The organism is Caulobacter sp. BP25 (genome assembly GCF_002737755.1).
Lineage (GTDB): Bacteria > Pseudomonadota > Alphaproteobacteria > Caulobacterales > Caulobacteraceae > Caulobacter.
Genome location: NZ_PEGH01000002.1, coordinates 13,221 through 38,557, shown reverse-complemented (window position 1 = coordinate 38,557; position 25,337 = coordinate 13,221). Strand labels below are relative to the sequence as shown.

The window sequence follows — 25,337 nt, the reverse complement described above, 5'->3', positions numbered from 1 at the left end:
CCATCCCGGCCTGACGCGGCTGTTCGGCAAGGGCTATGGCGTCGAGGCCCACACCTTCGTCGACAAGATGTGGGGCCAGCTGATCGACGAGCCGTCGCGCAATCCGTCCGAGCGCCTCTACCAGGACATCCTGCCCGACGTCCCGCACCTGCCGGCCGACCGCAAGCGGCTGTGGACCTATTTCAAGCTGTGGCCGAACTTCGCCTTCGACATCTATCCAGACCAGGTGGACTTCATGCAGTTCATCCCGGTCTCGGCGACCCAGACGATGATCCGCGAGATCGCCTACGCCCTGCCCGACGAGCGGCGCGAGATGAAGGCAGCGCGCTATCTGAACTGGCGCATCAACCGGCAGGTCAACGCCGAGGACACAGAGCTGGTCGCCCGCGTGCAGCAGGGCATGGCCTCGCGGACGTTCACGGCGGGGCCGCTGGCGACCAGCGAGGTGAGCTTGCGCAGCTTTGGCCGGAAATTGCGGGCGCTGGTTCCGGAGGCGCGGATGCCGAGGCCGCCGGAGGGGTGGTGAGGCTGCTGAGCGCCCCCTCCACCGCTTCGCGGTCCCCCTCCCCCGTTTCACGGGGGAGGATGACGCGGTTCCTCCTCACCCGCGAAGCGGGGGAGGTGGCGCGGCGCGAATACGCGCCGTGACGGAGGGGGCGCAAAAGCGCGCCGCCTTCACCCGCGCCGCCCCCGACGTCCGCCGCCAGGACTTGGTCGCCGCCGCCGAGAGCGTGCTGGCGCGCGAAGGCGTGGGCGGAGCCTCGGTGCGGGCGATCTGCGCCGAGGCGGGGGTCTCGCCGGGCCTGCTGCGTCATTATTTCGAGGGCGTCGACGAGTTAATCGCCTGCGCTTATGAGACCGTCGGCCAGCGGATCGACGGGGCGCTGGAGGCCGCCCTCGCCCCGCCGCGCCGCCCACGCCACGCGCACGGCTCCTGGCCTATCTGACCGCCAGCTTCGCGCCGCCGGTGCTGGACCCCAACCTGCTGGCCGCCTGGATCGGCTTCTGGAGTCTCGTGAAGACCAAGCAGCGCATGGCCGCCATCCACGCCGCTTCCTACGCCGATTTCCGGGCGCGGCTTGAGCGGCTGCTCGCCGAGGCGGGCGCGCGAGACACGCGCCCAGCAGCGATCGCCCTGACCGCGACCGTGGACGGACTATGGCTGGAGCTGTGCCTGGATCCGACGACCTTCGGCCCGGGCGAAGCGGCGGGAATCATCGCCCGCGCCCTGGGAGCTTGGCTCCCGGAAGAGACTTAAAGTTTCCAGTCTTCCCAGCGAAAACCGGGAATGGAAGACGCTGGGGCTCGCTGTCGTTGCAGCGCCAATCCCACCACCCCTGCGCTTCAGTTTCGGCTTTCGCCGGGAAGACCGGGCGCCCCCTTCTCTTGGACCGTAATGTCCGCCCTCGGCTTTTTTGGGGCGGCGCTACGCTCGATCCTTATTGGGCATGTCCGCCGACCCGTTACGCGGTCGCGGAGATCACACTCTGAACACTTGGCCGAAGACCTTCCGCACGTCTTGCACGACTTCGCGCAAGCGCGAAAGGCCTAGGCCGCCGCTTGGTGGGCGGCGCGGTTGCGCCCCCAGGCCGGGGTGCGGATTTCCGGCTCGAACACGTGAACCTCGGCCTTGCGGCCCTGCTCACGCATGTGGCGCGCCAGCAATTGGGCCAGGGCTTCGGCTTCGTGTTGCGAGGAATAGCAGCCGATCTTTTCGGCCGAGTCGTTCCAAGACACATGCCACACACCAGCGACGGGGCGGACGTAGTAGTGATTCTCGGTCATAGCGACCTCCTGGGACGACTTAACGTGGTGATAACCACGTTTACATGACAGTTGTTTCGCGACTGCACAATCAAATTGCGCTGCAATGCACAATGCATGATCCGGGCCAGTCGGAGATGTGCGGTTTTTCACCGTCGACGAGTAATCGCCATTTCGTCCAATCCCTTGTGCGGCTTGGGCTTTAGCCGATTTCGCGTGGCGAACCGTGGAGCCATGAATGTCCCTATCCGAGCCAGGAGGCAGGCCCTGCCCCGGATAGGGGTCTCAAATCAGGACGTGGCGACCCAAGAGCCGCCTCATCCGTTGGGGGCTTAGAAGGCGGCCGAGAGGGTGATCTGCGCCGTGCGATGCGGGCCGGGGCGGTAGTTGGCCGCGCCGGTCACGACGGTGGAGATCGTGCCCAGATAGTCCTTGTCGAAGATGTTATCGACGTTGATCCGGGCCTTGATGTCCTTCAGGGCGCCGTAGTTGAAGCCTTCCCCAAGGTCCACGTACATGTTGAACAGCGTATAGCCCTTGGTCTTCTCGTTGTTCATGAAGTTGCTGTAGCGATCGCTGATGTGGCGGGTGGACAGGTTGATCACCGCCCACTCGACCGGCTCGAACGTCACGCCAGCCTGGATGGCGATCTCGGGGAAGTCCGGAACGCTCTTGCCCTCCAAGTCGTAGTTCGTGACCGCCGTAGCGCTACGAACCGAGAAGCCGTCCTCGAACACCGATTTGTTATACGAGGCGTTGGTGTTGAAGTAGATCTTGCCGCCCAGCGCTTCCGGCTTCCACTGGCCGCTGAACTCCAAGCCATAGGCGTGTACGCCGCCGACGTTCTGATAGTAGGTCTCCAGGCTTGTGGTGCCCGGCAGGTATTCGCTGAACGACTGCAGGCGGTTTTTAAAGCTGGTGTAGTAGGTCACGATCGACGCGTTAAACGTCGGGTGGTTGGCGCGGTAGCCCAGCTCGATATTCTTCGAGGTCTCAGCCTTCGGCGTGGGCACATTCGTGGTCGCCGGCGTATAGTAGACCGCGTCGGCGCCGCGCGGCAGCGACATGTTCTCGGAATACGACGTGAACACCTGGCCGCGGCCGATCGTGTAGACCGCGCCCACCTGCGGCAGGAAGAGGTCCTCCCAGGTGGTCCGCAGATTAGCGGTCTGGCTGAAGCGGAAGTCCTCGCGGTTGCGCTTGCCCAGCATCTGGTAGTCGACACTCAGCATGCGGAAGCCCGCGTCGACCTTCAGCTTGCCGTCCGCCAGCACGATGGTGTCCTTCAGGAAGCCTTCCCAGGTGTCGCGCTTAGAGGTGTAGTTGCGCGTGCGATAGACGGGCTGGCTGAAGTTCGGCGCGCCTTCCGGCGAGCCGTCGGCGACGTTGTAGGTGTTCGACAGCTGGTGGTAGTCGTCGTCCTCATACCAGACGCCGCCCTCGATCTTGTGATCGCCGAAAGTCCAGCTCAGCTTACCGGTCGCGCCCTTGCGGATGCCGTCGATCTGCGAGATGCCAAATTGCAGGCCCAGCGGGGCGTTTAGGCCCGTCACCACGGCTCTCTGCTGGTTGTAGTAGGTCAGCGCCGTGTCATAGCCCACGCCGCTGGAGCCCCAGCCGTCCTTCTTTTCGTAATAGACCGTGCCGGTGAAGCGCAGGTTGTCGCCGAGGTCCTTGTCCAGGTTCACGCCATAGAGGTGGTCGCTCCGGGCGTTCAGACCGAACTTGTAGTACTGGGCATAGGCGGCGTTCGAGTACTTCAGGCCGCTCGATGTCGGCGGCAGGTTGGCGATATAGCCCACATAGCCGAAGTCACGCCCCTTGCGGCCATAGATGTCGTTGGCCGTACCCTTGTATTGGGCGATCGTGAACGATGGTGAGTCGTAGTCGAAATAGTCGTTATGGACGGTCTGGAAGGTCAGCTCGCCCGTCTCGAATTTCCAGCGGATCTTGCCCTCGTAGTGCTCGCGGTCGATCGTGCCCGGACCGCGCCACTGGTCGCTGTTGATGACTGAACCGCTGGCATAGGCCGACCAGCCTTTGTGCTCGCCGGTCTCCAGGCGCAGGAAGGTGCGGGTCAGGTTGTCCTCACCGAAGGTCTGACTGACCTTGCCGCCCGGGCTCTCGCCGGGCTTCTGGGTGAAGTAGTCGACGATCGGCCCCAGCGAGGCGTAGCTGGGCAGCGAGACGTCGCCGGCGCCCGACGAGGCGGTCACGCGCAGCAGGTTCTCGTTGTCGACATAGCGATAGATCGGGCTGCCGCCGAACTGGTCGCTGCGGCCCATCGGTATGTTGTCCAGCAGGAAGCCGACCTGTTGGAAGTTGAAGGCGCGCACGGTGACCGAGTTGCCGAACTCGTACATGCCCAGCGCGTCATTGGCCTGGACGTTGAAGCCCGGCAGGGACTCCAGCATCTTCAAGCCGGTGATGCCGGCCGGCGCGGACAGCAGGGCCTCGCGCGTGATCGACACCGTGGCGGTGGCCTGGTCGGTGCCGACGGCGATCGCCGCCTCGGAAACGCGCTTTCCCGTAACCACGACAGAGTCGACTTCGTTCTTGGCCTCCTGCGCCTGGGCGACGCCGCCCAGACCAAGCACAGATGCCAAAATAATGGGCGTAATCAGGTGCAAGTTGCCACGATTTACACCACGAAATGCTTTGTAATTCATAATATACCCCCAGCGTATGTTTGGACGCCTCGGGTATCATTGGCCAATGGCTCGAAATAACGAGAATGGCTTATAGGTCTATATAAGGAATTGCTCTGTTTGTGACCGTTTTTTAACCGATCGGCGCGCGCCCCTAGGCGCCAGCAAGCAGAGCCCATGCGCCAGGCGCACGAGACCCGCGACGCCGCCTTATCGTTCGTCCTTCACGACGAATCCGCCCTGCATCACCTTGGTCACGGTCGACAGGACCGAGATGTCCGAGAGCGGATCGCCCGCGACCGCGATCAGGTCGGCGTAACAGCCAGGCGCGTCGCAGCCGACCTGCCCCGTCTTTCCCATCAGTTCCGCCGCCACCGTGGTCGCAGACTGGATCGCCTGCATGGGCGTCATGCCGTACCGGACCATGTAGGGCATCTGGCGGGCGTTCCAGCCGTGAGGATAGACGCCGGCGTCGGTGCCGTAGGCGATCTTGACCCCCGCCTTCACCGCCTTGCGAAAGCCGTCGCGTTGAGCATCGGTCGTCTCGCGGTTCTTGCGGATCATGCCGTCGGGCCAGTGGTGTTCGCGGCCATAGGTGTCGATGAAGTCGCCGTTGTAGATGTCGGCCACCAGGAAGACGCCCCTGGCCTTCATCAAGGCGATTCCCTCGTCGTCGATCAGCGAGCCGTGTTCGATCGAGCGGACCCCGGCCCGGGCGGCGGTCTTGATCCCCTCGGCTCCGTGGGCGTGCGCGGTGACATAGGTCCCGCGCTTGGCGGCCTCCTCGACGGCGGCGCGGATCTCGTCTTCGGAAAGCTCCAGCTGGCCGGGCTCGGTGCCCTCGGTTAGGACAGCGCCGGTGGCGATCAGCTTGACGAAGTCGGCGCCGCCCACCAGCAGCGCCCGGACCTTACGATGCACGTCGGCGGCGTCCTCGACCACGCCGCGCCGCATCTCAGCCGGGATCGTCACGTCCGGCGCGAGGCCGGTAATCTCCCCGCCCCCGCCAGGCGCGGTGACATAGGCGCCGGCGACCGACATGCGCGGGCCAGACACGTCGCCGGCCTCGATCGCGTCGCGCAGGGCCACGTCGCTGAAGGCCCGCCAGCTGCCGACGTCGCGGACGCTAGTGAAGCCGGCCATCAGGGTGGCGCGGGCGTGGGCGGCGCCGACATAGGCCTGCCGCGAAGCGCTGCGCATCAGGGGCTGGGCGATGTTCTCGCTCTGCTCGTCATCGACCAGGTGGGTGTGCATGTCGATCAAGCCGGGCAGGACCGTGAGCTTGCTCCAGTCCGTTACAGGGCCGTCCTTCGGCGGCGCGGTCCAGGCGCTGACGGCGGTAATCTTGCCGCCCTCGATGCGGATCAGGCGATCGGTCGCCACCTTGCCGGCCTGAGGGTCAATCAGCCGTCCGGCCCGGACATAGGAGACCTCGCTAGCGGTCGCGGCGGCGCCCACCGACGCCACCAAGGCGGCCAGAACAAGACGGGCGATCATGGCCTGGTCTCCGACGTCCGGCGGCCCACATGCCGCATCCAGAGATAGATCGGTCCGCCAGCCGCCAGCAGCACCAGGCCCCAGACCGTCACCGACCAGCCCGCGCCATAGAAGGTCCAGGCCGAGTAGATCGCGGCGACGCCCGCGACGCTGGCCAGCCCCGGCGACAACGGCATCCTGCCCTCCCGCCCCAGCTTCAGCACGGCCAGCGAACAGAAAAGATAGGCGAACAGGCTCGAAGCGGTGGACAGCAGAGCCATGAAGGTGAAGGCGTCGGCCAGCGACTTGGCGTAGTTCGTCAGCACAAGGATCGTCACCAGAGCGCTGGACAAGAGGTGGGCGCGCACCGGCGTCCCGTTAGCCGACGTCTTGGCCATCCAGGCGGGAAAGACCCCCTCCCGGGCCATGGCCGCCGGCAGCTCGCCCTGCAGCAGCACCCAGCCATTCAGGGCGCCCAGGGCGCTGATCGAGGCGAAGGCCGCCAGGAGCAGACGCAGGTCGCCGCCACCGTGATAGGCCACGAAGTCGGCCAGCGGCGCGTTGGAAGTCTGAAGAACCGCGACCGGGGTCAGCAGCAGCACGCCGGACGAGACCAGCAGATAGACAAGGCCCGTGAAGGCCGCGCCCAGCAGAGTGGCGCGCGGAATAGTCCGCTGGGGCCGGTCGACCTGCTCGGCCGGGATCGTCGCCGACTCCACGCCCAGCAGGGCCCATAGGGTGAGCGCGGCGGCGGCGGTGACGCCGCTGGCCGATAGGGCCGAAGGCTCAAACGGGGCGATCGCCGCCGGTCCCTTGCGCAGCAGGATCAGGCCTGCAAGCCCCGCCACCGCCGCCAGCGGCAGCAGCTTCAGCACGGTGGTCCAGAGCTGGGTCCAGCCGGCCGCCCGCGCGCCGACGCAGTTGATCGCGGTGACCGCCCACACCACCGCGACGGTGACCAGGGCCGCCAGGCCCGGCGTCTTGGCCAAGGCCGGAACGAAGACGCTGGCGTAGCTGACGCTGGCGATGGCGATGGCCGCGTTGGCGACCCAGACCGAGATCCAATACGACCAGGCCACCAGGAAGCCCGCCGGCCGCCCGAAAGCCTCCTCGGTATAGGCGAAGGGCCCGCCCGCACGGGGAAAGGCCTGGGCCAGCCGCGCGAAGACCAGGGCCAGGCACAGGGCGCCGCCGATGGTGATCAGCCAGGCGATGACGGCGTTCCAGCCGTAGGGCGCCAGCGAGGCCGGCAGCATGAACACGCCCGAGCCGATCATGTTGCCCACGACCAAGGCCACACACATCCAAAGGCCTAAGGGACGCGCGCTAGCGGAACCCATGACGTGACGCCCTCCCCGACAACGCGAATGAAAAAGGGGCGGCCCTCCGGACCGCCCCTTCTTCTCCCCAGCTTGACCTAGAACGTCTTGCCCAGCTTGATCCCGAAGGTGCGGGGCTGGTTGGGCACGATGTAGGTCATCGGATAGCAGAGGCTCTCGGCGCACTCGGCGTAGCGGTTCAGGCTGGCCCGCTTGTCGAAGATGTTCTTGATGTAGACCGACAGCGACAGGCCGTCCTTGTCGATCCCCGTCGAGGCGTCGACCGTCGAATAGCCCGGCTGCTTGCCGATCAGGCCGCGCTCTTCGGTGCGCAGGTCGGTCCAGTTGCTGGTCTGGCCGACATAGGACCCCTGCGCGAAGGCGTCCCAATCGCCCAGGGAGAAGTCGTAGCGGACCGTGACGTTGCCCTTGAACTTCGGCGTCACCGGCAGGACCTGGCCGTCCGGCGCCTGGGGCGAGGCGCAGCTGGTGATCGGATTGCCCGCGCTGTCGGTGAAACCGCAGTAGTTGGCGCTGAGCTTGGCGTCGGTATAGGCGGCCGAGGCGTTGATCGTCAGGCCTTGGACCGGAACCCAGGTGACGTCGCTTTCGACGCCCTTGATGCGGGCCTGGTTGGCGTTCTTGATCTCGGTGAGGCCGTTGGCCCCGAGGATCGAGAACTGGAAGTTCTTCCAGTCCTCCATGAACACCGCGCCGTTCCAGCGGAAGCTGTTGTTGAACCAGGTGGTCTTCCAGCCGGCCTCGTAGTTCTTCAGATAGTCAGCCTGGTAAGGCGGCAGGGTCGAGCGCCGGTTGATGCCGCCCGGCCGGTAGCCCTTGGAGTAGGTGGCGTAGACCAGCTTGTCGCCGTCGAGCTTGTAGGTCAGCGTCACCTTCGGGACGTTGCCGCTTTCCTTGACGCTCTTGTCCAGGTTCGTACAGGGCGAGCCGGCCACCACGGCGGCCTTGAAGCAGGCCCGCTCGCCGGTCGAGCCATAGCCCGCGCCATAGCCGTAGAAGCCGACCAGGGTGTTATGCGCCTTGAAGAAGCGGATGCCCGCCGTCAGCATCAACTGGTCGGTGATGTCGTACTCGGCCTGGCCGAACACGGCCTTGTCGCGATCGACGCGGTTCTGCTTGGTCAGCCAGATCGTGCCCGTATAGCCAGGCACCGAGATGTCGCTGCCCAGCCCGTCGATCTTGTAGTTCTGGAAGATGTTGTGCTTCTGCTTCTGGTAGAAGCCGCCGACCACGAACCGCAGCTTCTGATCCTGCGGCGAGGCGATCCGGATTTCGTGGCTTTCCTTGCGGTAGCGGTCCTGGCCCTGGATGTACTGCGAGGGATTGACCAGGTTGCCGGCATTGTCGGTCCAGTAGAAGCCCGAGCCCAGCTGGTCGTAGAAGTACGAATAGTCAGTGTAGTCGGAATTGGTTTCGGTGGTCCGCTTCAGGTATGAGCCGGCGTAGGTGACGTCGAGATTGGCGACCTGCCCCTCGATCGTCATGGCCGCCTGGACCCACTTGTCCTTGCTGCTTTCCGGATAGAAATGCGTGACCTTCAGGTCGCCGACCTTGGGGTCATAGGCGAACAGGCCGCCGACCTTCTGGGTCTGGCCCATGACCTGGGGCGTGACCACCCAATTGTCATCCAGCTCGATGCGCAGGGCTGCGCGGCCGCCCTTGGTGTAGGCGGTGTTGTAGTCCTTGTCGGCCCGCGCTGCGTTGTTGATGGTGTAGTCGTTGGTCGGATCGGAATCGCCCCGGGTGTAGGTGCGCGTGCCGGCCACGTTGTCGATATAGCCGGCGTCGCGGACGTCCCAGCCGACCAAACGGACAGCCACCGTGTCCGACAGCGGGATGTTGATGAAGCCTTCCGCCACATAGCCCTCACCGCCGCCGTCCACCTTGTTGGCCTCGACGTCGACGCCAGCCGAGAAGCCGGTGCTGGTGGGCTTGTTGGTGATGATCCGGATCGTGCCGGCCTGGGAGCTGGCGCCGTACAGCGTGCCTTGCGGACCGGCCAGGGCCTCGACCCGCGCGATGTCGTAGACGTGAATGTCCAGCGCGCCCTGGATCGTGGTGACCGGCTGCTCGTCCAGATAGACGCCGACGCTGGGCAGCGAGCCCGAGTGGTTGCCGTCGCCGCCGCTGGCGACGCCGCGCATATAGACCTGGCCAAAGCCCGGACCATTGGACGTGAACGAGACGCTGGGCAGGTACTTCACGTAGTCGACAAACGCGCCGACCTGCAGCTGCTCAAGCTTCTCGCCGCCCAGGGCCTGGATGCTGACCGGCACGTCCTGCAGATTTTCCGACCGCTTCTGGGCGGTGACCACCACCTGGTCCAGCGCGGTCTGCTCGGCTTGGCTCTGCGCGTAGGCCAGGCTGGTCATCATGGTCGACGCCAGCAGGGCGGCGGAACAGATCCCCGCCTTCTTTTTCGAAAGAACCGATCCCGACGACATAAGTCGCTCCCCTCACCCCATCTTTAGGGAACGATGTTCGACCCGCAGCTAAGCATCCGGCAAGATTGGAAATTTCGGTCTGGCGTCAATTCGCGCGAGTGTTGCAGAAATGGCAGGAAGCGCGACAGATGGTCAAATAACGGGCGCATCCGGATAGGCGGCGAGAACAGGACCCAAAGCCTGCTTGAGCGGCAGGAGATGCGATTCGAATTTCTGCCAGTGCTCAACCGCGTCCTTGAAGATCGGCCGCCGGACCTGTTCCGAGCTGGCCGTGCGCACCGCCCGCTCGGTCTTGTGCGGGGTGAGGCAAGCTTCCTCGAACGGCAGGCCGCAATGGTCCAGCAGGGCGCGGATCTCGGCTTCCGGATCGGCGATCATCGCCTCGTAGATCACACGATGGACGCGCCCCGGCAGCACGGCGTCAAAGTGGGCCATCAGCTCCACATAGTCAGCGTAATAGCGGCCAATGTCGGTCAGGTCGTAGCTGAAGGCCTGGCCCCGCGCGAAGTGCTGCTTGAAGCCCGAGAAGCAGCAGCCCAGCGGATGCCGGCGCGCGTCGATGATCTTGGCGTTCGGCAGGATCAGGTGGATGAAGCCCGCGTGCGCGAAGTTGTTGGGCATCTTGTCGATGAAGAACGGCTTGTCGGTCTTCCTCTGGACGCGGGTGCGCTCGATGAACTCCTCGCCCAGCTCGCGTAGCTGGTCGGGCGACAGCTCGGCCAGCACCTCGGGATAGCGGGACTCGGCGCGGTGGGCGGTCTTGCCGCCGATGCGGCGGGCCATGACGATCAGGTCGGGCAGCTCCATCGTGCCCTCGACCAGCGAGTGGCTGGCCAGGATCTGCTCGACCAGAGTCGAGCCGGCGCGCGGCAGGCCGACGATGAAGATTGGGTCGGGGGCTTGCGAGCCCTGCCCCGCCCGCGCCGCCAGGAAGTCCGGCGTGAACACCGCCTTGGTCCGCGCGGTCTCGGCGGCGTTCTCCTCGGGATCGTAGTCCACCTGCTGGCGCCGGATCGCCGCCCCGGCGGCATAGTGGGCGAACGCGTCGTCCCAGGCTTGCGCGTCCTCCTGCGCCTTGCCCAGCGCATAGTGCAGATGCAGCCGGTCGTCGTCCGAGAGGCCCGGAGCGTCGAGGGCGGCGGTCATGGCCCCAACGTCCTCGGGCGTGAACTTGACGGTCTTGAGATTGGCGAGACTCCACCAGGCCTCGCCCAGGGTCGGGGCCTGGCTTAGCGCCTTGCGATAGGCGGCGATCGAGTCGGCCTGGCGCCCCACGGTCTTCAGCGCGTGGCCATAGCTCATCCAGCCCTTCGGCTGGTTCGGATAGTCGGCCAGCATGCGCTCGCAGACGGCGATGGCCGCCTCGTACTCGCCCAGCCGCGCCAAGATCGCCGCGCGCAGGTTGGCGTAGCCGGGGTGGCGCGCGTCCTTGTCGGTCAGGCGCTCGATCTCGGCCAGGGCTTCGCGGTTCTTGTTCTGACGATAGAGCATGGTCGCCAGATTGTGCCGGGCGGCGGCAAAGCTGGGGGCCAGTTCCAGGCAGCGGGTCAGCAGGCCCTCGGCGTCGGCGTAGCGGCCCAGGCGCGCGCCGGTCTCGGCCAGCATGCGAATGGCGGCGACATCGGCGGGATCGGCCTTCAGCCGCTCGCGCAGCAGCCGCTCGGCCTCGCCCAGTCGGTTCTCCCCCAGGGCCGTGGCCGCCTCGATCAGCAGCGGGTCGCGGGTCGAGGCGCGCAGCTGCCGGGCCAGAGCACGCTCGGCGCCGGCCTCGTCGCCCAGCAGGGCGAGGTTCTCCGACAGGCCTCGCCAGGCTTCGGAAAGGCGCGGCTCCAGGGCGCTGGCGCGATCGAAAGCCCGCGCTGCTTCGGCCGTGCGGCCCAGGTGCTCAAGGCAGAGGCCCAGCTCCAACTGGGTCAGGGGCAGGTTAGGCAGCGCCTTGGCGAGCGGTGCGACGGTGTCCAGCGCCCCGACGAGGTCGCCCGAGAGGCGCAGGGCGGTCGCCAGCAATCGGGTGGTGTCGGCGTGGCGCGGCACGACCTCCAGGATGGCGCGCGCCTGCTCGACCGCGAGCCGCGGGTCGCTCTCCAGCAGCCGCTCGGCGTTGGCGAACGCGTCGGCGAGACTGGCGGCGGGAGCGGTCGTGGTCGTCATCGGGCGAGGAGAGCGGGCGGAGGGCGGGGGAGTCAATCGCACTTCCTCCTCACCCGCAACGCGGGGGAGGTGGCGCGCTGCGAATACGCAGCGTGACGGAGGGGGCGCATAGTTGAAGCGGCAAGCGCCCCCTCCACCGCTTCGCGGTCCCCCTCCCCCGTTTCACGGGGGAGGAAGAAGCCGCGCCTCACAGCCGATCCCGCAGCGCGTACCATGACAGCCCAGCCACGGTCAGCGGCCAGCGCAACCAACGTCCGCCCGGGAACGGCGGCGTCGGAACGCGCGACAGCAGGTCGATCGACTCACGAGCGCCCTCCGCCAGCAGCCTGCCGACATAGGGCGCCAGCATCACCCCCTGCCCAGAGTAGCCGGACGCCACGCGCACGCCCGGCGCGATCTCGCCGACGAACGGCATGCGGCTCATGGTGATGCCCAAGGTCCCGCCCCAGGCGTGGGTGATCTCGACATCGGCCAGGCGCGGATAGACCTTGGCGAGGTTCTTGCGAACCAGCCTGGCGATGTCGCGCGGGAAGCCGGGACGATAGTTCTCGCCGCCGCCGAACAGCAGCCGCCCATCGGGCGTCTTGCGGAAATAGTTCACGACAAAGCGGCTGTCGGCCACCGCCGCCTTGGAGCGGATGATCTCGTCGGCCAACGGCCCCAGCGGGGCGGTGACGGCGATGAAGTTGTTGATCGGCATGACCCGGGCCCGCGCCACCCCGGCCATGGCGTTCAGGGATCCGTCGCCGGTGAGGATCAGCCGTTCGCAGGTCACCCGCCCCCGCGCGGTCTGGACGATGATGTTAGCGCCCTCGCGCCGCCAGGTCTCGGCGCGGGTGTGCTGGTGGATCACCGCGCCCGCCGCCAGGGCGCGGCGCGCCATGCCCTGCGCCAGCTTCAGCGGATGGACGTGACCACCGCCGCGATCGACGAGACCGCCGTGATAGACGTCTGTGCCCAATTCGTGAGCGAGGTCGTCCTCGTCGATCAGGTCGAGCTGGTCATAGCCGTAGCGGTCGGCCATCAGCGCGACATAGGCCGCGTCCTCGGCCTCGCCGTTTGGCTTGTGACGGGCGTGGATCATGCCCGGCCGCCAGTCGCAGGAAACGGTGTCGGTCAGGGTCTTGAAGTGCGCGCGAGCGTCCTGTGCCAGGCGCCAGAGGGCGAGCGCGTCGTCGCGGCCGACGGCCTTCTCCAGCCAAGCCTGGTCCCGTCGCTGACCGGTATGGACCTGGCCGCCGTTGCGGCCGGTGGCGGCGGCGCCGACGTGGCTGGTTTCGAGGACGACGGCCCGGCGCCCCAGCGCCAGGGCTGCGCCGAGGCCGGTGAATCCCGCGCCGACGATGCAGACCTCGGTTTGGACATCACCCTCTAGAGGCGCCAGGTCGGGAAAGTTCGGAGCGGTGGCCGCGTACCAGTTCCCTCTCCCATAGGGAGAGGGGTAGGGGTGAGGGGTTTCGGCGGTCACGGCTGTAACCCTTCATCCCCCACGCCTTCGGCGCGGGTCCCCCTTCTCCCGAAGGGAGAAGGTTCATGTCCGCGCTCACACATTCAGCAGCAGGAACTCCCGCTCCCACGGGCTGATCGTGCGCATGAAGGTCTCGTACTCGGCCTGCTTCACGCGGTCGTAGGCGGCGCAGAAGGTCGGGCCCAGGATGTCGACCAGGGGCTGGCAGGCCTCGAACAGCTTCAGCGAGTCCGACAGGCTGCGCGGCAGCTGCACGCCCAGCACGCTGGCGTCGGTGGCGACCGGCTCAGCGGGCTTGAGGCCCTGGACCATCCCCAGATACCCCGCCGCCAGCGACGCGGCGATCGCCAGGTACGGATTGGCGTCCGACGAGGGGATGCGGTTCTCCAGGCGCCGGTTGGCGGGATCCGACGGCGGCACGCGCAGGCCGCAGGTGCGGTTGTCATAGCCCCACTGGGTGTTGACCGGCGCGCCGCTATCGCGCGCGATGCGGCGGTAGGAATTCACGTACGGCGCCAGGATCGCCATGATCGCCGGCAGGAAAGTCTGCTGGCCGGCGATGAAGCCGTGGAACAGCGCCGTCTCCTCGCCGTCCTCGCCCGAGAACAGGTTGCGCCCCTTCTTGTCGACGATCGACTGGTGGATGTGCATGGCGCTGCCGGGCTCGGACGCCATCGGCTTGGCCATGAAGGTCGCGTAGATCTCGTGCTCCAGCGCCACCTCGCGGATGGTGCGCTTCATCATGAAGACCTGGTCGGCCAACTCCAGCGGATGGCCGTGCCGCAGGTTGATCTCCATCTGCGCCACGCCGCTTTCGTGGATCAGGGTGTCGATCTCCAGGCCCTGGCGCTCGGAGTACTCGTACATGTCCTCGAACAGGGCGTCGAACTCGTTGACCGCGCTGATCGAATAGCCCTGCCGACCGGTTTCCGGACGCCCCGAGCGGCCAATGGGCGGCTTCAGCGGATAGTCCGGGTCGGTGTTGCGGTCGACCAGGTAGAACTCGATCTCCGGCGCGACGATCGGGCGCCAGCCCTTCTCGTCGTACAGCGCCAGCACCCGCCGCAGCACCTGGCGCGGGGCCTCCTCGACCGGGCGGCCGTCGGGGTGGAAGGCGTCGTGGATCACCTGAGCCGTCGGATCCTGGGCCCACGGCACGGCGGCCAGGGTCGCGAAGTCGGGAGTCAGGAAGATGTCGGTGTCGGACTGCACCGCGTTCACCGCCCCCTCGAACTCGGGGAAGTCGCCAGTGATGGTCTGATAGAACACCGCCAGCGGCAGGTTCATCGACGGCGTGCCTAAGAACTTGCGCACCGGCATGATCTTGCCGCGCGCCACACCGGCCAGATCGGGCACCATGCACTCGATCTCCTCGATGTGCTGGCGGGCGAACCAGTCCCTGGCCTCATCGAGGGTCGAGACGCCCCGGTCTAGGATCTGGTCGCGCTTGGCCTTGTTGTGCTTGGGCTTCATGACGCGACCTTTCGAGCTGTCATCCCGGACAAGCGCGCAGCGCGCTGATCCGGGAGCGCCAGGAACGCCGCGCCCCGGGTGGTCCCGGCTCTCCGCTTCGCTGCGGCCGGGATGACAGCATAGGCGCCCCTCATGACACCGCACCCAGCTTCAACGCGCGGAGGATCGGTTCGGCCTCGGTCAGGGACTTTTCGATGATCCCGACCAGTTCGTCGATCTCGGCATGGGTGATGATCAGCGGCGGGCAGCAGACGATGCTGTCGCGGATGGCGCGGACCATCAGGCCGTTCTTGATGCAGATGTCGCGGACGATGGGCCCCGCCTCGCCCTCCTTGTCGAGGAAGCGATGATTGGTCCCCTTCTCGCGCACGATCTCGACCGCGCCGATCAAACCCAGAGACCGGGTCTCGCCGACCAGCGGGTGGCCGTTCAGCCGCTCCAGGGCCTTGGCGAGATAGGGGCCGGCGTCCTCGCGGGCGCGTTCGACCAGGCCCTCGCGCTCGATGATCTCGATGTTCTTGAGCGCCACGGCCGCGCAGGTCGGGTGGCCCGAGTACGTAAAGCCGTGGATGAAGTCGCCGCCCTTCTCGCGCAGCTCGGCGACGATGTGGTCGGCCACGCCCACGGCCGAGATCGGCAGGTAACCCGACGACAAACCCTTGGCCATGGCGATCAGGTCCGGCTTGATGCCGTAGTGCTGGTGGCCAAACCACTGACCCAGGCGCCCGAAGCCGCAGATCACCTCGTCGCAGACCAGCAGGATGCCGTACTTGCGGCAAAGGGCCTCGACCGCAGGCCAGTAGCCGTCCGGCGGGATGATCACCCCGCCCGCGCCCTGCACCGGCTCGCCGATGAAGGCTGCGACGTTCTCAGGTCCCACCTCCAGGATCTTGTCCTCGATCTCCTTCACGGCGCGATCGCGGAAGGCGGCCGGGTCTTCGCCAAAGCCCTCGCCGAATTGATAGGGCTGCATCACGTGGTGGACGCCGGGGATCGGCAGGTCGCCCTGCACATGCATGTGCTTCATGCCGCCCAGCGACACCCCGGCCACGGTCGAGCCGTGATAGGCGTTCCAGCGGCTGATGAAGGCGGTGCGGCTGGGCTGGCCCTTCAGCTTCCAATAGTGGCGGACCAGGCGGAAAACCGTGTCGTTGGCCTCCGAGCCCGACGAGTTGAAGAAGACGTGGGTCAGGTTACCGCCCATCTTCTCGGCGATCTTGGCCGCCAGCTTCACGGTCGGCGGCGTCGCCGTCTTGAAGAAGGTGTTGTAGTACGGCAGCTCCAGCATCTGCTCGTAGGCGGCGTCGGCCAGCTCCTTGCGGCCATAGCCGACATTGACGCACCACAGGCCGGCCATGCCGTCCAGGATGCGGTGGCCGTCGCCGTCGGTGATGTAGCAGCCGTCGGCTCGGGTCACGATCCGGCTACCGCCCAGCTCGAAGATCACCTTGTGATCGGCCTGGGCCGGCAGGTGGTGGGCGAGGTCGAGACGTTTGAGCTCGGCGACGTCGTGGTTGCGAATGGGGACGGTCATCGGTGGCTCCTGACGATATGTTTTAGGCTGTCATCCCGGCCAAGCGCGGAGCGCGCCGAGCCGGGACCGCCGGATGCGCAGCGTTTCTTGTGGTCCCGGGTCTACGCTGCGCTTCGCCCGGGATGACAGCTTCTCTCGCTAACTCAACAACACCGCCGGCGAGCAGGCGTGCCAGCACAGCCACACCGTCTCGCCCAGCTTGAAATCTTCCTGGTCCCAGCGGGTCAGGTTCGAGCGCTGGACCTTCACGCGCCGCCCACCGGCGATCTCGACCTCGTAGGTCGAGGAGCCGCCCAGATAGGCCTCGTGCTTGATGACGCCCGCCACCGCGTTGAAGCCTTTCGGGCAGTCGCCCAGGTTCGGCGGCTCGTCGCCTTCCTTCTTGTGCAGCTCGATCTTCTCGGGCCGGATCGCCGCCCAGGCCGTACCGCCGCGCGGGCCGGTGACGCCGTGGTCCAGGAAGATATCCACCGGCAGGTCCGGCGACTTGATCACCGCGTGGCTGGGCTCGTCGACGGCCAGCACGCCCTCGAACAGGTTCACCTGGCCGATGAAGTCGGCGACGAAGCGGCTGTTGGGGAACTCGTAGAGATCGCTGGGCGTGGCCACCTGCTGCAGCACGCCCTTGCTCATCACCGCGCAGCGGGTGGCTAGCGCCAGGGCCTCGTCCTGGTCGTGGGTGACCATGATGAAGGTGATCCCGACCTTCTCCTGCAGGGTGCAGAGCTCGGTGCGCATCTGCTCGCGCAGCTTGGCGTCCAGCGCCGACAGCGGCTCGTCCAGCAGCAGCACGCGCGGCCGCTTGACCAGGGCGCGGGCCAGGGCCACGCGCTGGCGCTGACCGCCCGACAGCTGGTCGGGCTTGCGCTCGCCCAGGCCGCCCAGCTGCACCAGCTCCAGAGCCTCGGCCACGCGAGCGTCGCGGTCGGCCTTGGGCACGCGGTCGACCTTCAGGCCATAGGCGACATTGTCGGCCACGGTCATGTGTGGGAACACGGCGTAGGACTGGAACACCATGTTCACCGGCCGCTTGTTGGGCGGCGTGTTCGAGATGTCCTGGCCGTCGATCAGGATCCGCCCCTCGGTCGGCGTCTCGAAGCCGGCCAGCATCCGCAGCAAGGTGGTCTTGCCGCAGCCGGACGGTCCGAGCAGCGCGAAGAACTCACCCTCGTTGACGGTCAGCGAGACATTGTCGACGGCCGCCAGCTTGCCGAACCGCTTGGTGACGTTCTCGAAGGTGATGATGGGTTTGGTCACTTCGATGGTCCCCCGACACAAAAGTTTCCGAACAAAGCGCCCCCTCCGTCACGATGCGTATCCGCATCGCGCCACCTCCCCCGTTTTACGGGTGAGGAGGACGGCTTCATCCTCCCCCGCCTGCGGGGGAGGTGGATCGACGCGAAGCGGCGAGACGGAGGGGGCGCTGCGAACATGCTCATTTCCCACCCCCCGCCCCATGACCCGCCGTGGCGGCCGGGTTGCCTTGCAGTTTCAGCGCCGCTGCGGTCAGCAGCACGGTCAGCACGATCAGCACCGTCGAGGCCGCGTTGACCTCGGGCGTCACCGAGAAGCGGACCATCGAATAGACCTTCACCGGGAAGGTCACCGTATCGGGCCCGGCGGTGAAGAAGGTGATGACGAAGTCGTCCAGGCTCAGCGTGAAGGCCAGCAGAGCGCCGGCCACCAGCGACGGCGCCATGTGCGGTAGGATCACGTCCCTGATGGTGCGGAACTCGCCGGCCCCCAGGTCGCGGGCGGCCTCCTCCATCTCGCGGTTGAAGCTGGCCATACGGGCGCGCACGACCACCGCCACAAACGGGAACGAGAACGAGACGTGGGCGATGATGATCGCGCCCAGGTTCAGCGGCCAAGGCAGTCCCTGCGGCCAGGGCATGACCTTGGCGAAGAACACCAGCATAGCCACGCCCATGCAGATCTCGGGCACCACGATCGGCAGGGCCAGGGCCCCGTCCAGCGCCGTCTTGCCGGGGAAGCGGAACCGCCACAGCACCAGCGCCGCCAGGGCGCCGATCACCAGGCTGACCACGGTCGAGACCGCCGCGATGGTCAGGCTGTTGCCGAAGGCCTCCAGCAGCGCGGAGTTTTCGAAGAGCTTCTCGTAATATTTGAGCGTGAAGCCCTTCCAGACGATGTTGCGCCGGCTGTCGTTGAAGCTGAACGCCATCAGGGCGATCAAGGGCGCGTAGAGGAACAGGAACACGCCCGCCAGCCACAGACGCATGGGCCAGCGGCGCAGGTACTCGAGGGGACCGGGGGGAGAGCGTTTCGGCATCAGAGCGCCCCCTCCGTCTCATCGCCTATCGGCGTCGATCCACCTCCCCCGTTACACGGGGGAGGATGCCGTCCCTCCTCACCCGCGAGGCGGGGGAGGTGGCGCGCCGCGGATACGCGGCGTGACGGAGGGGGCGCTATGGTTCGGATCGGAAAGCTCATCCCTTGGCCTCCGGCGTCTTCTTGGACAACACCGCCTGGATCGCGATGGCGATGAAGGTCAGGTACATCAGCAGGAACGACATCGCCGCGCCGAAGGGCCAGTCGTTGGCGCGCTTGAACTGGCGCTCGATGATGTTGGCGATCATCTGGCTGTCGGGGCCGCCCAGGAGGTCCGGCGTCAGATAGGCGCCCAGGGCCGGGATGAAGGTGATCAGCACGCCAGAGGCGATGCCTGGGATGGCCAGCGGCACGACCACCTTGAAGATCGTCCGCAGATGCCCGGTGCCGAGGTCCAGGCTGGCCTCCAGCAACGACTTGTCCAGGCGATCCAGCGCCGAATACAGCGGCAGCACCATGAACGGCAGGTGGACGTAGACCAGGCCCAGGATCACCGCGAAATTGTTGTGCAGCAGCTCCAGCGGCTGGAAGTCGCCCAGCGGCTGTAGCCCAACCAGGGCCGCCAAACCGCTGCCGCCGTTCCACAGCCACTCCAGGCCCTGGTTCACATAGCCCTCGGTCCGCAGCACGGCGATCAGGGCGTAGGTGCGGATCAGAAGGTTCGTCCAGAACGGCAGCATGACCAGCAAGAGCAGCCAGGCCTTGGTCTTGTCGGAGGCGAAGGTGATGGCCAGCGCCACAGGGAACCCCGCCACCAGGCAAAGCGCCGTCGTCAGCGCCGCCACCCACACCGACTTCAGGAAAATCTTCAGATACAGCGGCTCGATCGCCCGCGCGTAGTTATGGAACGTGCCGGTGATCTCGATCTCGGTCAGGCCCGCATTGTGGCCGAAGCTGTAGGCCCAGACGATCGCCATGGGCGCGAGGAAGAACAGCACCAGCCACACCAGCGGCGGTCCCAGCGCCGCGGCGAAGACGGCTTTGGCCTGTTTCCAGGATTGTTCCATGGACCCCTCCAAATCCTCCCCCTAGTGGGGGAGGTGTCCGCGAAGCGTGCGGAGGGGGAAGAAACCGGACAACCCGAACTTCCCCCTCCGGCCTTCGGCCGCCTCCCCCCTCGGGGGAGGATTTTCCGCGACTTAAGCCGCCCGCACCCGGGTGATCAGTTCCTCATATTGGCTGGCCTTCTCGGCGCCTTCGAAAGCGCCGTACTCGCACTTGGCCATGATGTCGGCCGGCGGGAAGATGACCTTGTTGTTCTTATAGTCGTCCGGCATCAGCGCCTTGGCCGCCGCGTTCGGGGTCGGGTACAGGATCGTCTTACTGATCTCGGCCCCGGCCTGCGCATCCAGCAGGTAGTTGATGAAGGCGTGGGCGTTGTTCGGTCGCGGCGCGCCCTTGGGGATGCACAGGGTGTCGGAGTTAATCAGGGACCCTTCCTTGGGAACCACGAAGTCGATGTCCGGATCGTCCTTCATCGCCTGGGCGATGTCGCCGTTGTACTCCAGAACCAAATCGACCTCGCCCGACAGCAGCAGGTCCTGGCCGTTGTCGTCGTGGAAGGCCTTCACGAACGGCTTCTGCTTGATCAGCATCTGCTCGATCCTAGGCAGCATGTCCGCCGGGATGTTGTTGACCGAGTGGCCCAGGTACTTGGCGCACAGCCGCACCAGGTCGGCGCTTTCCGACAACAGGGCGATGCGGCCCTTGTACTTGTCGCTGTCGAACAGCCACTTCCAGCTGTCGGGCACGCCCTGGACCTTGCTCTTGCGATAGCCGATGCCCAGCAGCAGCCAGGTGTAGGGCATCGAATATTTCCGCCCCGGATCGAAGTCCGGATTGAGGAAGGACGGCTCAATGTTCTTCATGTTCGGGATCTTGGCGTGATCCAGCGGCTCCAGCAGGCCGGCCTGGCCCATGCGAGTCACGAACTCGTTCGACGGCACGATCACGTCAAAGCCGGGATTGCCGGCCTTAAGCTTGGCGAACAATTCGTCGTTGGTCGCGAACAGGCTCATGTTCACGTCGACGCCGGTCGCCTTCTTGAAGTCGCCCAGCGTGGTCTCGCCGATATAGGTGTCCCAATTGTAGAAGTTCAGCTTGGGCTCTTCGCCGCCCGCTGCGGGTTTGGGCTTCTCGCCGCAGGCCGTAAAGGTCAGGCCAATCGCGGCCGCGCCGGTGGCCGTTAGGAGCGAGCGGCGGTTCAGGCCCGCCTTCTGAAGTCCCCGCTGGGTGATCGTGCTCATCGTCTCGAAACTCCCCTTCTCGCTTCGTCCAATGCGGGCCCCAGGGCCCGCCGCTGAGTTCACGCTACATCGCAGCACCGTCAGGCGTTGCGCAGGTACCAATCGAAATCCAGTTCTGTGACCACCTCGAAGAAACGCGCCTGTTCCGTGCGCTTCACCGACACGAACATGTCCACGAAACGGTCGCCGAGGTAGTCGCGCAGCACGGTCGACTGCTCGAACAGGTCGACCGCCGCGAACCAGTTGCTCGGCAGCCGGATGTTCTCCTTGGCCGCCGCCGCGTAGCCGTCGCCGACCACGGCCGGGCCGGGATCGAGCTTGTTCTTGATGCCGTGGTGGGCGCTGGCCAGCAGCACGGCCAGCACCAGGTACGGATTGCCATCGGCGCCGGCGACGCGGTGCTCGACGTGGCGGGTCTTGGGCGGACCGGCGGGCACGCGCAGACTGACCGTGCGGTTGTTGACGCCCCAGGTCGGGGCGACGGGCGCGTAGCTGTTGGCCTTGAAGCGGCGATAGCTGTTGGCGTTGGGCGCCAGGATCGCCATGCCCTCGCCCAGCAGCGCCTTCATGCCGCCGATCGCGTGCTTGAGCAGGGCCGAGCCCTCGAGGTCTTCGCTAGCGCAAAGGTTATTGCCCGCCGCGTCGTTGACGCTGAGATGGACGTGGAATCCGTTGCCGGCCCGGTCGCTCCACGGCTTGGCCATGAAGGTCGCCTCGCAGCCGTGGCGCAAAGCGACGCCCTTGGCGGCGCGCTTGTACAGCACCGCGTCGTCGGCGGCGCGCAGAGCGTCGGGCTTGTGCATCAGGGTCAGCTCGACCTGGCCCGGGGCGAACTCCGAAATCGCGCCTTCCAAAGGAACGCCGATGGTGTCGGCCGTGTCCCACAGCTCGCGCAGGAACGGGGCGTGAGCCTCCAGCTCCGGCAGGCCGTAGACCTGGATGCCGGTGGGCCGCTGGCCCGTCTGCATCGACTTGGCGGGCAAAAGCTCGCCGCTGGGGCCACGCTCAAGATCGACCAGGTAGTATTCCAGCTCGCAGGCGGCGACGGGGGTGAGGCCATCGGCGGCGTAGCGGTCCAGCACTCGTTGCAGCACGTGGCGCGGGTCGAGATCATTGGGCGTGCCGTCCAGCTCGTACAGCGACAGCATCACCTGGGCGACGTCGGGACCCAGCCACGGCGCCAGGGTCAAGGTGCCCGGCACGGGCCGCGCGCGGCGGTCGGCGTCGCCGTCTTCCCAGACCAGACCGGTGTCCTCGCAGTCGGCGCCGGTGGTGTCGACCACCAGGATCGAGCCGGGCAGGAAGCGGCCGTACTCGTAGATCGCCGGCAGCTCATGCACCCGCAGCCGCTTGCCGCGCGGCACGCCGGTCATGCTGGTGAAGAACACCTCCACGAACCGGACTTGGGGGTTGGCGGCCAGGAAGTCCTGGCATTCCTTGAGGTCGGCGACTTGGCTCATGCGTTTCCCATCTCCGCCGCGAAGCCATCCACGGCCGCGACCAGCCGGTCGATCGCCGCGTCGTCGGTGACGGGCGAGACCAGCATCATGTTGTGGAAGGGCGCGATCAGCACCCCTCGGTTGATCAGCCACAGATGCAGCGCTTCGACCGCCTGATGGTCCAGCACTTTTCGCATCTGGGCGGCGTTCCTGGGCGGCGGATCGGCGAAGACCAGCTCCACCCGCGCGCCGACATGGACGACGGACCACGGCAGCTTGCGCGCGCTGATCACGCCGTTCAGCCCCGCCACCAGCCGCTCGGCGCCGGCCAGCATCTTGCCGTAGGCAGCGTCGGTCATCACGTCGGTCAGCATCGCCCGCATGGCCGCCATGGCCAGCGCGTTGCCCGACAGCGTGGTGCCGATGCCTGACTGGCCAGGGCCAATCCGGGCCTGGGCGTCGTCCATCCGGGCCGAGAGCTCGGCGGTGACGCCCCACACTGCCGCCGGCACTCCGCCGGCGATGGCCTTGCCCAGCACGAAAACGTCCGGCTCCAGGCCATGGGCGCGGGTGTAGCCGCCGGGGCCGGTCGAGATCGTATGGGTCTCGTCGATGATCAGCAGGGTCCCGGCGTCGCGGGTCAGGCGGCGCAGGGCCTCGTGGAAGCCGGGCTGGGGCAGGATCATGCCGCAGTTGGTCATCACCGGCTCGGCCAGGACAGCGGCCACCTGGTCGGAGGCTAGGGCGTTTCCCAAGGCGGCGAGGTCGTTGAACGGCACGACCCAGGTGGTGGCGGTCAGGTCGTGGACCTGGCCCAGCAGGCCCGGCTTCATCACCGGTTGGCCGTCCTTCAGCACCACGAAGGCGTCATCGACCATGCCGTGGTAGCAGCCGTCGAACACCAGGACGACCGGCCGGCCGGTGACCGCTCGCGCCCAGCGGATCGCCGCGCGGTTAGCGTCGCTGGCCGTGGTCGCCGCCTGCCACAGCGGCAGGCCGAACCGCTCGGCCAGCAGCTTGCCGACGATGGCCGCGGAAGGCGTCGGCAGCATGAAGCCCGCGCCGCGCTTGATCTGGTCGGAGACGGCGGCGGCCACCGAGGCGTCGCCGTGCCCGAACATCGACGGCGTGTCGCCCAGGCAAAAGTCGTCATAGAGCTTGCCATCGACGTCAGTGATCTGAGCCCCGACGCCCTGGGCGGCGAAGATCGGGCTGGGGCTGGCCCAGTCGTTCATCCAGTGCATCGGCGCCCCACCGCGCCAGTGCGCGGCCGTCGCCTTGGCCATGGCGGCCGAGCGCGGATGCTCGGCCGTGAAGCGGGCGCGTTCTTGGTTCAGCAGATCGGCGAGGGGACGGCTGAGGTTGGTGATCATTCAATCACCCTTCCCCATTCAACCGTCATTCCCGCCCTTGTGGCAGGAACCCCTCTGTCCGCCGCAAGGGCAGAGGGGGCGGACCGCTGGCGGTCCGCTGGCGTCGCACATGTGGGCTGAACCAGGGGTTCCCGCCACAAGGGCGGGAATGACGGATGTATTTGTTGGGGCTGAGAGAGCGTCATCCCACCCCGCCAAAGCACAGGTACTTAGTCTCCAGATACTCCTCGAGCCCCTCGGACGCGCCCTCGCGGCCTAGGCCGCTTTCCTTGACCCCGCCGAACGGCGCGACCTCGGTGGAGATCAGGCCTTCGTTGATGCCGACCATGCCGGCCTCGATCTTCTCGGCTAAGCGCCAGCAGCGGCCGACGTCGCGGCTGTAGAAATAGGCGGCCAGGCCAAACGGCGTGGCGTTGGCAAGTTCGATAGCCTCGGCCTCCGTCTCGAACTTCACGATCGGCGCGACCGGGCCAAAGATCTCCTCCTGGAACAGCGCCATGTCCGGCCTGGCGTCGACCAGCACGGTCGGCTGGTAGAACAGCCCGCCAAGACCATGGGCGTCGCCGCCGGTGAGAACCTTGGCCCCGTCGCGGATCGCGTCCGTCACCAGGCGGTCGACCTTGCACAGCGCCTTGTCATTGATCAGCGGCCCGATCTGGACGCCCTGTTCTGTGCCCGGACCAACCCTCAGCGCCGCGACCTTTTCGGCCAGCCGCGCGACGAAGGCGTCGTGGATGCCCGACTGCACCAGCAGTCGGTTGGCGCAGACGCACGTCTGGCCGGTGTTGCGGTACTTGCTGGCGATCGCGCCGTCGACGGCAGCCTCCAGATCGGCGTCGTCGAAGACGATGAAGGGCGCGTTGCCGCCCAGCTCTAGAGAGAGCTTCTTCATCGTGCCGGCGCACTGCTCGTAAAGCACCTTGCCGATCGGGGTGGAGCCGGTGAACGACAGCTTCCGCACCCGGCCGTCGTCGCACAGGACCTTGCCGACGGCGCTCGAATTCGTGGTCGTCACCACGTTCAGAACACCCGACGGCACGCCCGCCTCGATCGCCAGGCGAGCCATGGCCAGAGCGCACAGCGGCGTCTCGGCGGCTGGCTTGACCACCACGGTGCAGCCCGCCGCCAGGGCCGGGCCGACCTTGCGGGTGATCATGGCGATCGGGAAGTTCCACGGCGCGATGGCCGCGCATACGCCGATCGGCTGCTTGATCGAGGCCAGGCGCTTGCCCGGCATGGGCGTCGGGATCGTGTGGCCATAGGCGCGCTTGGCCTCCTCGGCGAACCAGTCGATGAACGCCGCGCCGTACACGACCTCGCCCTTAGCCTCGGCCAGCGGCTTGCCCTGTTCGGCGGTCATCAGCCGGGCCAAGTCGTCGGCGTGGGCGAGCATCAGGTCGCTCCACTTGCGCAGGATCGCCCCGCGCTCCTTGGCCGTCCGCGCGGCCCAGGCCGGAAAGGCCCGATGGGCGGCGTCGATGGCCAGCGTCGTCTCGGCCTCGCCCAGGTCGGCGACCTTGGCGATCACAGTCCCGTCGGCCGGATTGAGCACGTCGAACGTCTTGTCGCCCTGGACCCAGAGGCCGTCGATGAAGGCTTCGGTTTCAACGAGATTCAGAGTGGTCATGG

17 protein-coding genes and 6 pseudogenes are annotated in these 25,337 nt (G+C 66.8%); 2 read left to right on the top strand and 21 right to left on the bottom strand.

Annotation, left to right across the window (positions count from 1 at the left end; all coding sequences use genetic code 11):
* The coding region (locus tag CSW59_RS00865; RefSeq protein ID WP_255408958.1) for an RHO alpha subunit C-terminal catalytic domain-containing protein at positions 1-526 on the top strand (526 nt) is incomplete at its 5' end.
* On the opposite strand, the pseudogene CSW59_RS21075 reads toward CSW59_RS00865, so the two are convergent.
* Positions 509-587, bottom strand: a pseudogene (locus tag CSW59_RS21075) (hypothetical protein); the annotation flags it as partial. The gene CSW59_RS00865 and the pseudogene CSW59_RS21075 sit on opposite strands and share 18 nt — an antisense overlap.
* A 48-nt stretch (positions 588-635) precedes the next feature.
* Here CSW59_RS21075 and CSW59_RS00860 point away from each other — a divergent pair.
* Positions 636-1,258, top strand: a pseudogene (locus CSW59_RS00860) (TetR/AcrR family transcriptional regulator).
* A 290-nt stretch (positions 1,259-1,548) separates the two neighbouring features.
* Here the strand turns inward: CSW59_RS00860 and CSW59_RS00855 are convergent.
* The 20 genes and pseudogenes from CSW59_RS00855 to CSW59_RS00770 all read right to left on the bottom strand — a co-directional run bounded on the left by CSW59_RS00855 (position 1,549) and on the right by CSW59_RS00770 (position 25,335).
* Positions 1,549-1,785: a hypothetical protein gene (locus tag CSW59_RS00855; protein ID WP_099442266.1), complete on the bottom strand. Its 237-nt coding sequence runs from the start codon at positions 1,783-1,785 to the stop codon at positions 1,549-1,551.
* Between the two features lie 311 nt (positions 1,786-2,096).
* Complete coding sequence (locus tag CSW59_RS00850) at positions 2,097-4,433, bottom strand: TonB-dependent receptor (protein WP_099442265.1); 2,337 nt, start codon at positions 4,431-4,433, stop codon at positions 2,097-2,099.
* Between the two features lie 189 nt (positions 4,434-4,622).
* Positions 4,623-5,909: an amidohydrolase family protein gene (locus CSW59_RS00845; RefSeq protein ID WP_099442264.1), complete on the bottom strand. Its 1,287-nt coding sequence runs from the start codon at positions 5,907-5,909 to the stop codon at positions 4,623-4,625.
* A complete protein-coding gene (locus CSW59_RS00840; protein ID WP_099442263.1) occupies positions 5,906-7,228 on the bottom strand; it encodes an APC family permease in 1,323 nt (440 codons plus the stop codon). The genes CSW59_RS00845 and CSW59_RS00840 overlap by 4 nt, the downstream gene beginning before the upstream one ends.
* A 77-nt stretch (positions 7,229-7,305) precedes the next feature.
* Entirely contained in the window at positions 7,306-9,672 is a 2,367-nt protein-coding gene (locus CSW59_RS00835) for a TonB-dependent receptor (protein WP_099442262.1), read from the bottom strand.
* A gap of 132 nt (positions 9,673-9,804) precedes the next feature.
* Positions 9,805-11,823: a tetratricopeptide repeat-containing sulfotransferase family protein gene (locus CSW59_RS00830; protein ID WP_099442268.1), complete on the bottom strand. Its 2,019-nt coding sequence runs from the start codon at positions 11,821-11,823 to the stop codon at positions 9,805-9,807.
* A 45-nt stretch (positions 11,824-11,868) separates the two neighbouring features.
* Positions 11,869-12,014 (bottom strand): annotated as a pseudogene (locus CSW59_RS20475) (hypothetical protein); the annotation flags it as partial.
* Positions 12,011-13,291 (bottom strand): FAD-binding oxidoreductase, encoded by a 1,281-nt coding sequence (locus CSW59_RS00825; protein WP_099442261.1) that lies wholly within the window; start codon positions 13,289-13,291, stop codon positions 12,011-12,013. The gene CSW59_RS00825 and the pseudogene CSW59_RS20475, both read right to left, overlap by 4 nt.
* 75 nt (positions 13,292-13,366) lie before the next feature.
* Positions 13,367-14,764 carry a glutamine synthetase family protein gene (locus CSW59_RS00820; protein ID WP_099442260.1) on the bottom strand — a complete coding sequence of 466 codons (1,398 nt, stop codon included), beginning with the start codon at positions 14,762-14,764 and terminating at the stop codon, positions 13,367-13,369.
* 130 nt (positions 14,765-14,894) lie between these two features.
* Positions 14,895-16,298, bottom strand: a complete 1,404-nt coding sequence (locus CSW59_RS00815; RefSeq protein ID WP_099442259.1) for an aspartate aminotransferase family protein — start codon at positions 16,296-16,298, stop codon at positions 14,895-14,897.
* A 138-nt stretch (positions 16,299-16,436) separates the two neighbouring features.
* A complete protein-coding gene (locus CSW59_RS00810; RefSeq protein WP_099442258.1) occupies positions 16,437-17,576 on the bottom strand; it encodes an ABC transporter ATP-binding protein in 1,140 nt (379 codons plus the stop codon).
* Positions 17,552-17,726: pseudogene (locus tag CSW59_RS21070) on the bottom strand (hypothetical protein); the annotation flags it as partial. The gene CSW59_RS00810 and the pseudogene CSW59_RS21070, both read right to left, overlap by 25 nt.
* 7 nt (positions 17,727-17,733) lie before the next feature.
* Positions 17,734-18,591, bottom strand: a complete 858-nt coding sequence (locus CSW59_RS00805; RefSeq protein ID WP_099442257.1) for an ABC transporter permease — start codon at positions 18,589-18,591, stop codon at positions 17,734-17,736.
* Between the two features lie 71 nt (positions 18,592-18,662).
* Positions 18,663-18,725: pseudogene (locus CSW59_RS21065) on the bottom strand (hypothetical protein); the annotation flags it as partial.
* Between the two features lie 23 nt (positions 18,726-18,748).
* Complete coding sequence (locus CSW59_RS00800) at positions 18,749-19,669, bottom strand: ABC transporter permease (protein WP_201722690.1); 921 nt, start codon at positions 19,667-19,669, stop codon at positions 18,749-18,751.
* Positions 19,669-19,783, bottom strand: a pseudogene (locus CSW59_RS21060) (hypothetical protein); the annotation flags it as partial. The gene CSW59_RS00800 and the pseudogene CSW59_RS21060, both read right to left, overlap by 1 nt.
* 6 nt (positions 19,784-19,789) lie before the next feature.
* Complete coding sequence (locus CSW59_RS00790) at positions 19,790-20,896, bottom strand: PotD/PotF family extracellular solute-binding protein (RefSeq protein ID WP_099442255.1); 1,107 nt, start codon at positions 20,894-20,896, stop codon at positions 19,790-19,792.
* Positions 20,897-20,976: 80 nt separating this feature from the next.
* On the bottom strand, positions 20,977-22,356 hold the full coding sequence (locus CSW59_RS00785) for a glutamine synthetase family protein (protein WP_099442254.1): 1,380 nt from the start codon (positions 22,354-22,356) through the stop codon (positions 20,977-20,979).
* The gene (locus CSW59_RS00780; protein WP_099442253.1) at positions 22,353-23,708 is read right to left on the bottom strand and encodes an aspartate aminotransferase family protein; all 1,356 of its coding nucleotides are present in this window, start codon (positions 23,706-23,708) and stop codon (positions 22,353-22,355) included. The genes CSW59_RS00785 and CSW59_RS00780 overlap by 4 nt, the downstream gene beginning before the upstream one ends.
* A gap of 181 nt (positions 23,709-23,889) precedes the next feature.
* A complete protein-coding gene (locus tag CSW59_RS00770; RefSeq protein ID WP_099442251.1) occupies positions 23,890-25,335 on the bottom strand; it encodes an NAD-dependent succinate-semialdehyde dehydrogenase in 1,446 nt (481 codons plus the stop codon).
* Positions 25,336-25,337 lie beyond the last annotated feature (2 nt).

Excerpts from the sequence above, each read along its gene's own strand:
- CSW59_RS00840 (WP_099442263.1), bottom strand. The coding sequence starts at position 7,228 with ATGGGTTCCGCTAGCGCGCGTCCCTTAGGCCTTTGGATGTGTGTGGCC.
- CSW59_RS00770 (WP_099442251.1), bottom strand. The coding sequence starts at position 25,335 with ATGACCACTCTGAATCTCGTTGAAACCGAAGCCTTCATCGACGGCCTC.
- CSW59_RS00850 (WP_099442265.1), bottom strand. The coding sequence starts at position 4,433 with ATGAATTACAAAGCATTTCGTGGTGTAAATCGTGGCAACTTGCACCTG.
- CSW59_RS00845 (WP_099442264.1), bottom strand. The coding sequence starts at position 5,909 with ATGATCGCCCGTCTTGTTCTGGCCGCCTTGGTGGCGTCGGTGGGCGCC.
- CSW59_RS00790 (WP_099442255.1), bottom strand. The coding sequence starts at position 20,896 with ATGAGCACGATCACCCAGCGGGGACTTCAGAAGGCGGGCCTGAACCGC.
- CSW59_RS00805 (WP_099442257.1), bottom strand. The coding sequence starts at position 18,591 with ATGCCGAAACGCTCTCCCCCCGGTCCCCTCGAGTACCTGCGCCGCTGG.
- CSW59_RS00815 (WP_099442259.1), bottom strand. The coding sequence starts at position 16,298 with ATGACCGTCCCCATTCGCAACCACGACGTCGCCGAGCTCAAACGTCTC.
- CSW59_RS00820 (WP_099442260.1), bottom strand. The coding sequence starts at position 14,764 with ATGAAGCCCAAGCACAACAAGGCCAAGCGCGACCAGATCCTAGACCGG.
- CSW59_RS00835 (WP_099442262.1), bottom strand. The coding sequence starts at position 9,672 with ATGTCGTCGGGATCGGTTCTTTCGAAAAAGAAGGCGGGGATCTGTTCC.
- CSW59_RS00785 (WP_099442254.1), bottom strand. The coding sequence starts at position 22,356 with ATGAGCCAAGTCGCCGACCTCAAGGAATGCCAGGACTTCCTGGCCGCC.
- CSW59_RS00830 (WP_099442268.1), bottom strand. The coding sequence starts at position 11,823 with ATGACGACCACGACCGCTCCCGCCGCCAGTCTCGCCGACGCGTTCGCC.
- CSW59_RS00855 (WP_099442266.1), bottom strand. The coding sequence starts at position 1,785 with ATGACCGAGAATCACTACTACGTCCGCCCCGTCGCTGGTGTGTGGCAT.
- CSW59_RS00780 (WP_099442253.1), bottom strand. The coding sequence starts at position 23,708 with ATGATCACCAACCTCAGCCGTCCCCTCGCCGATCTGCTGAACCAAGAA.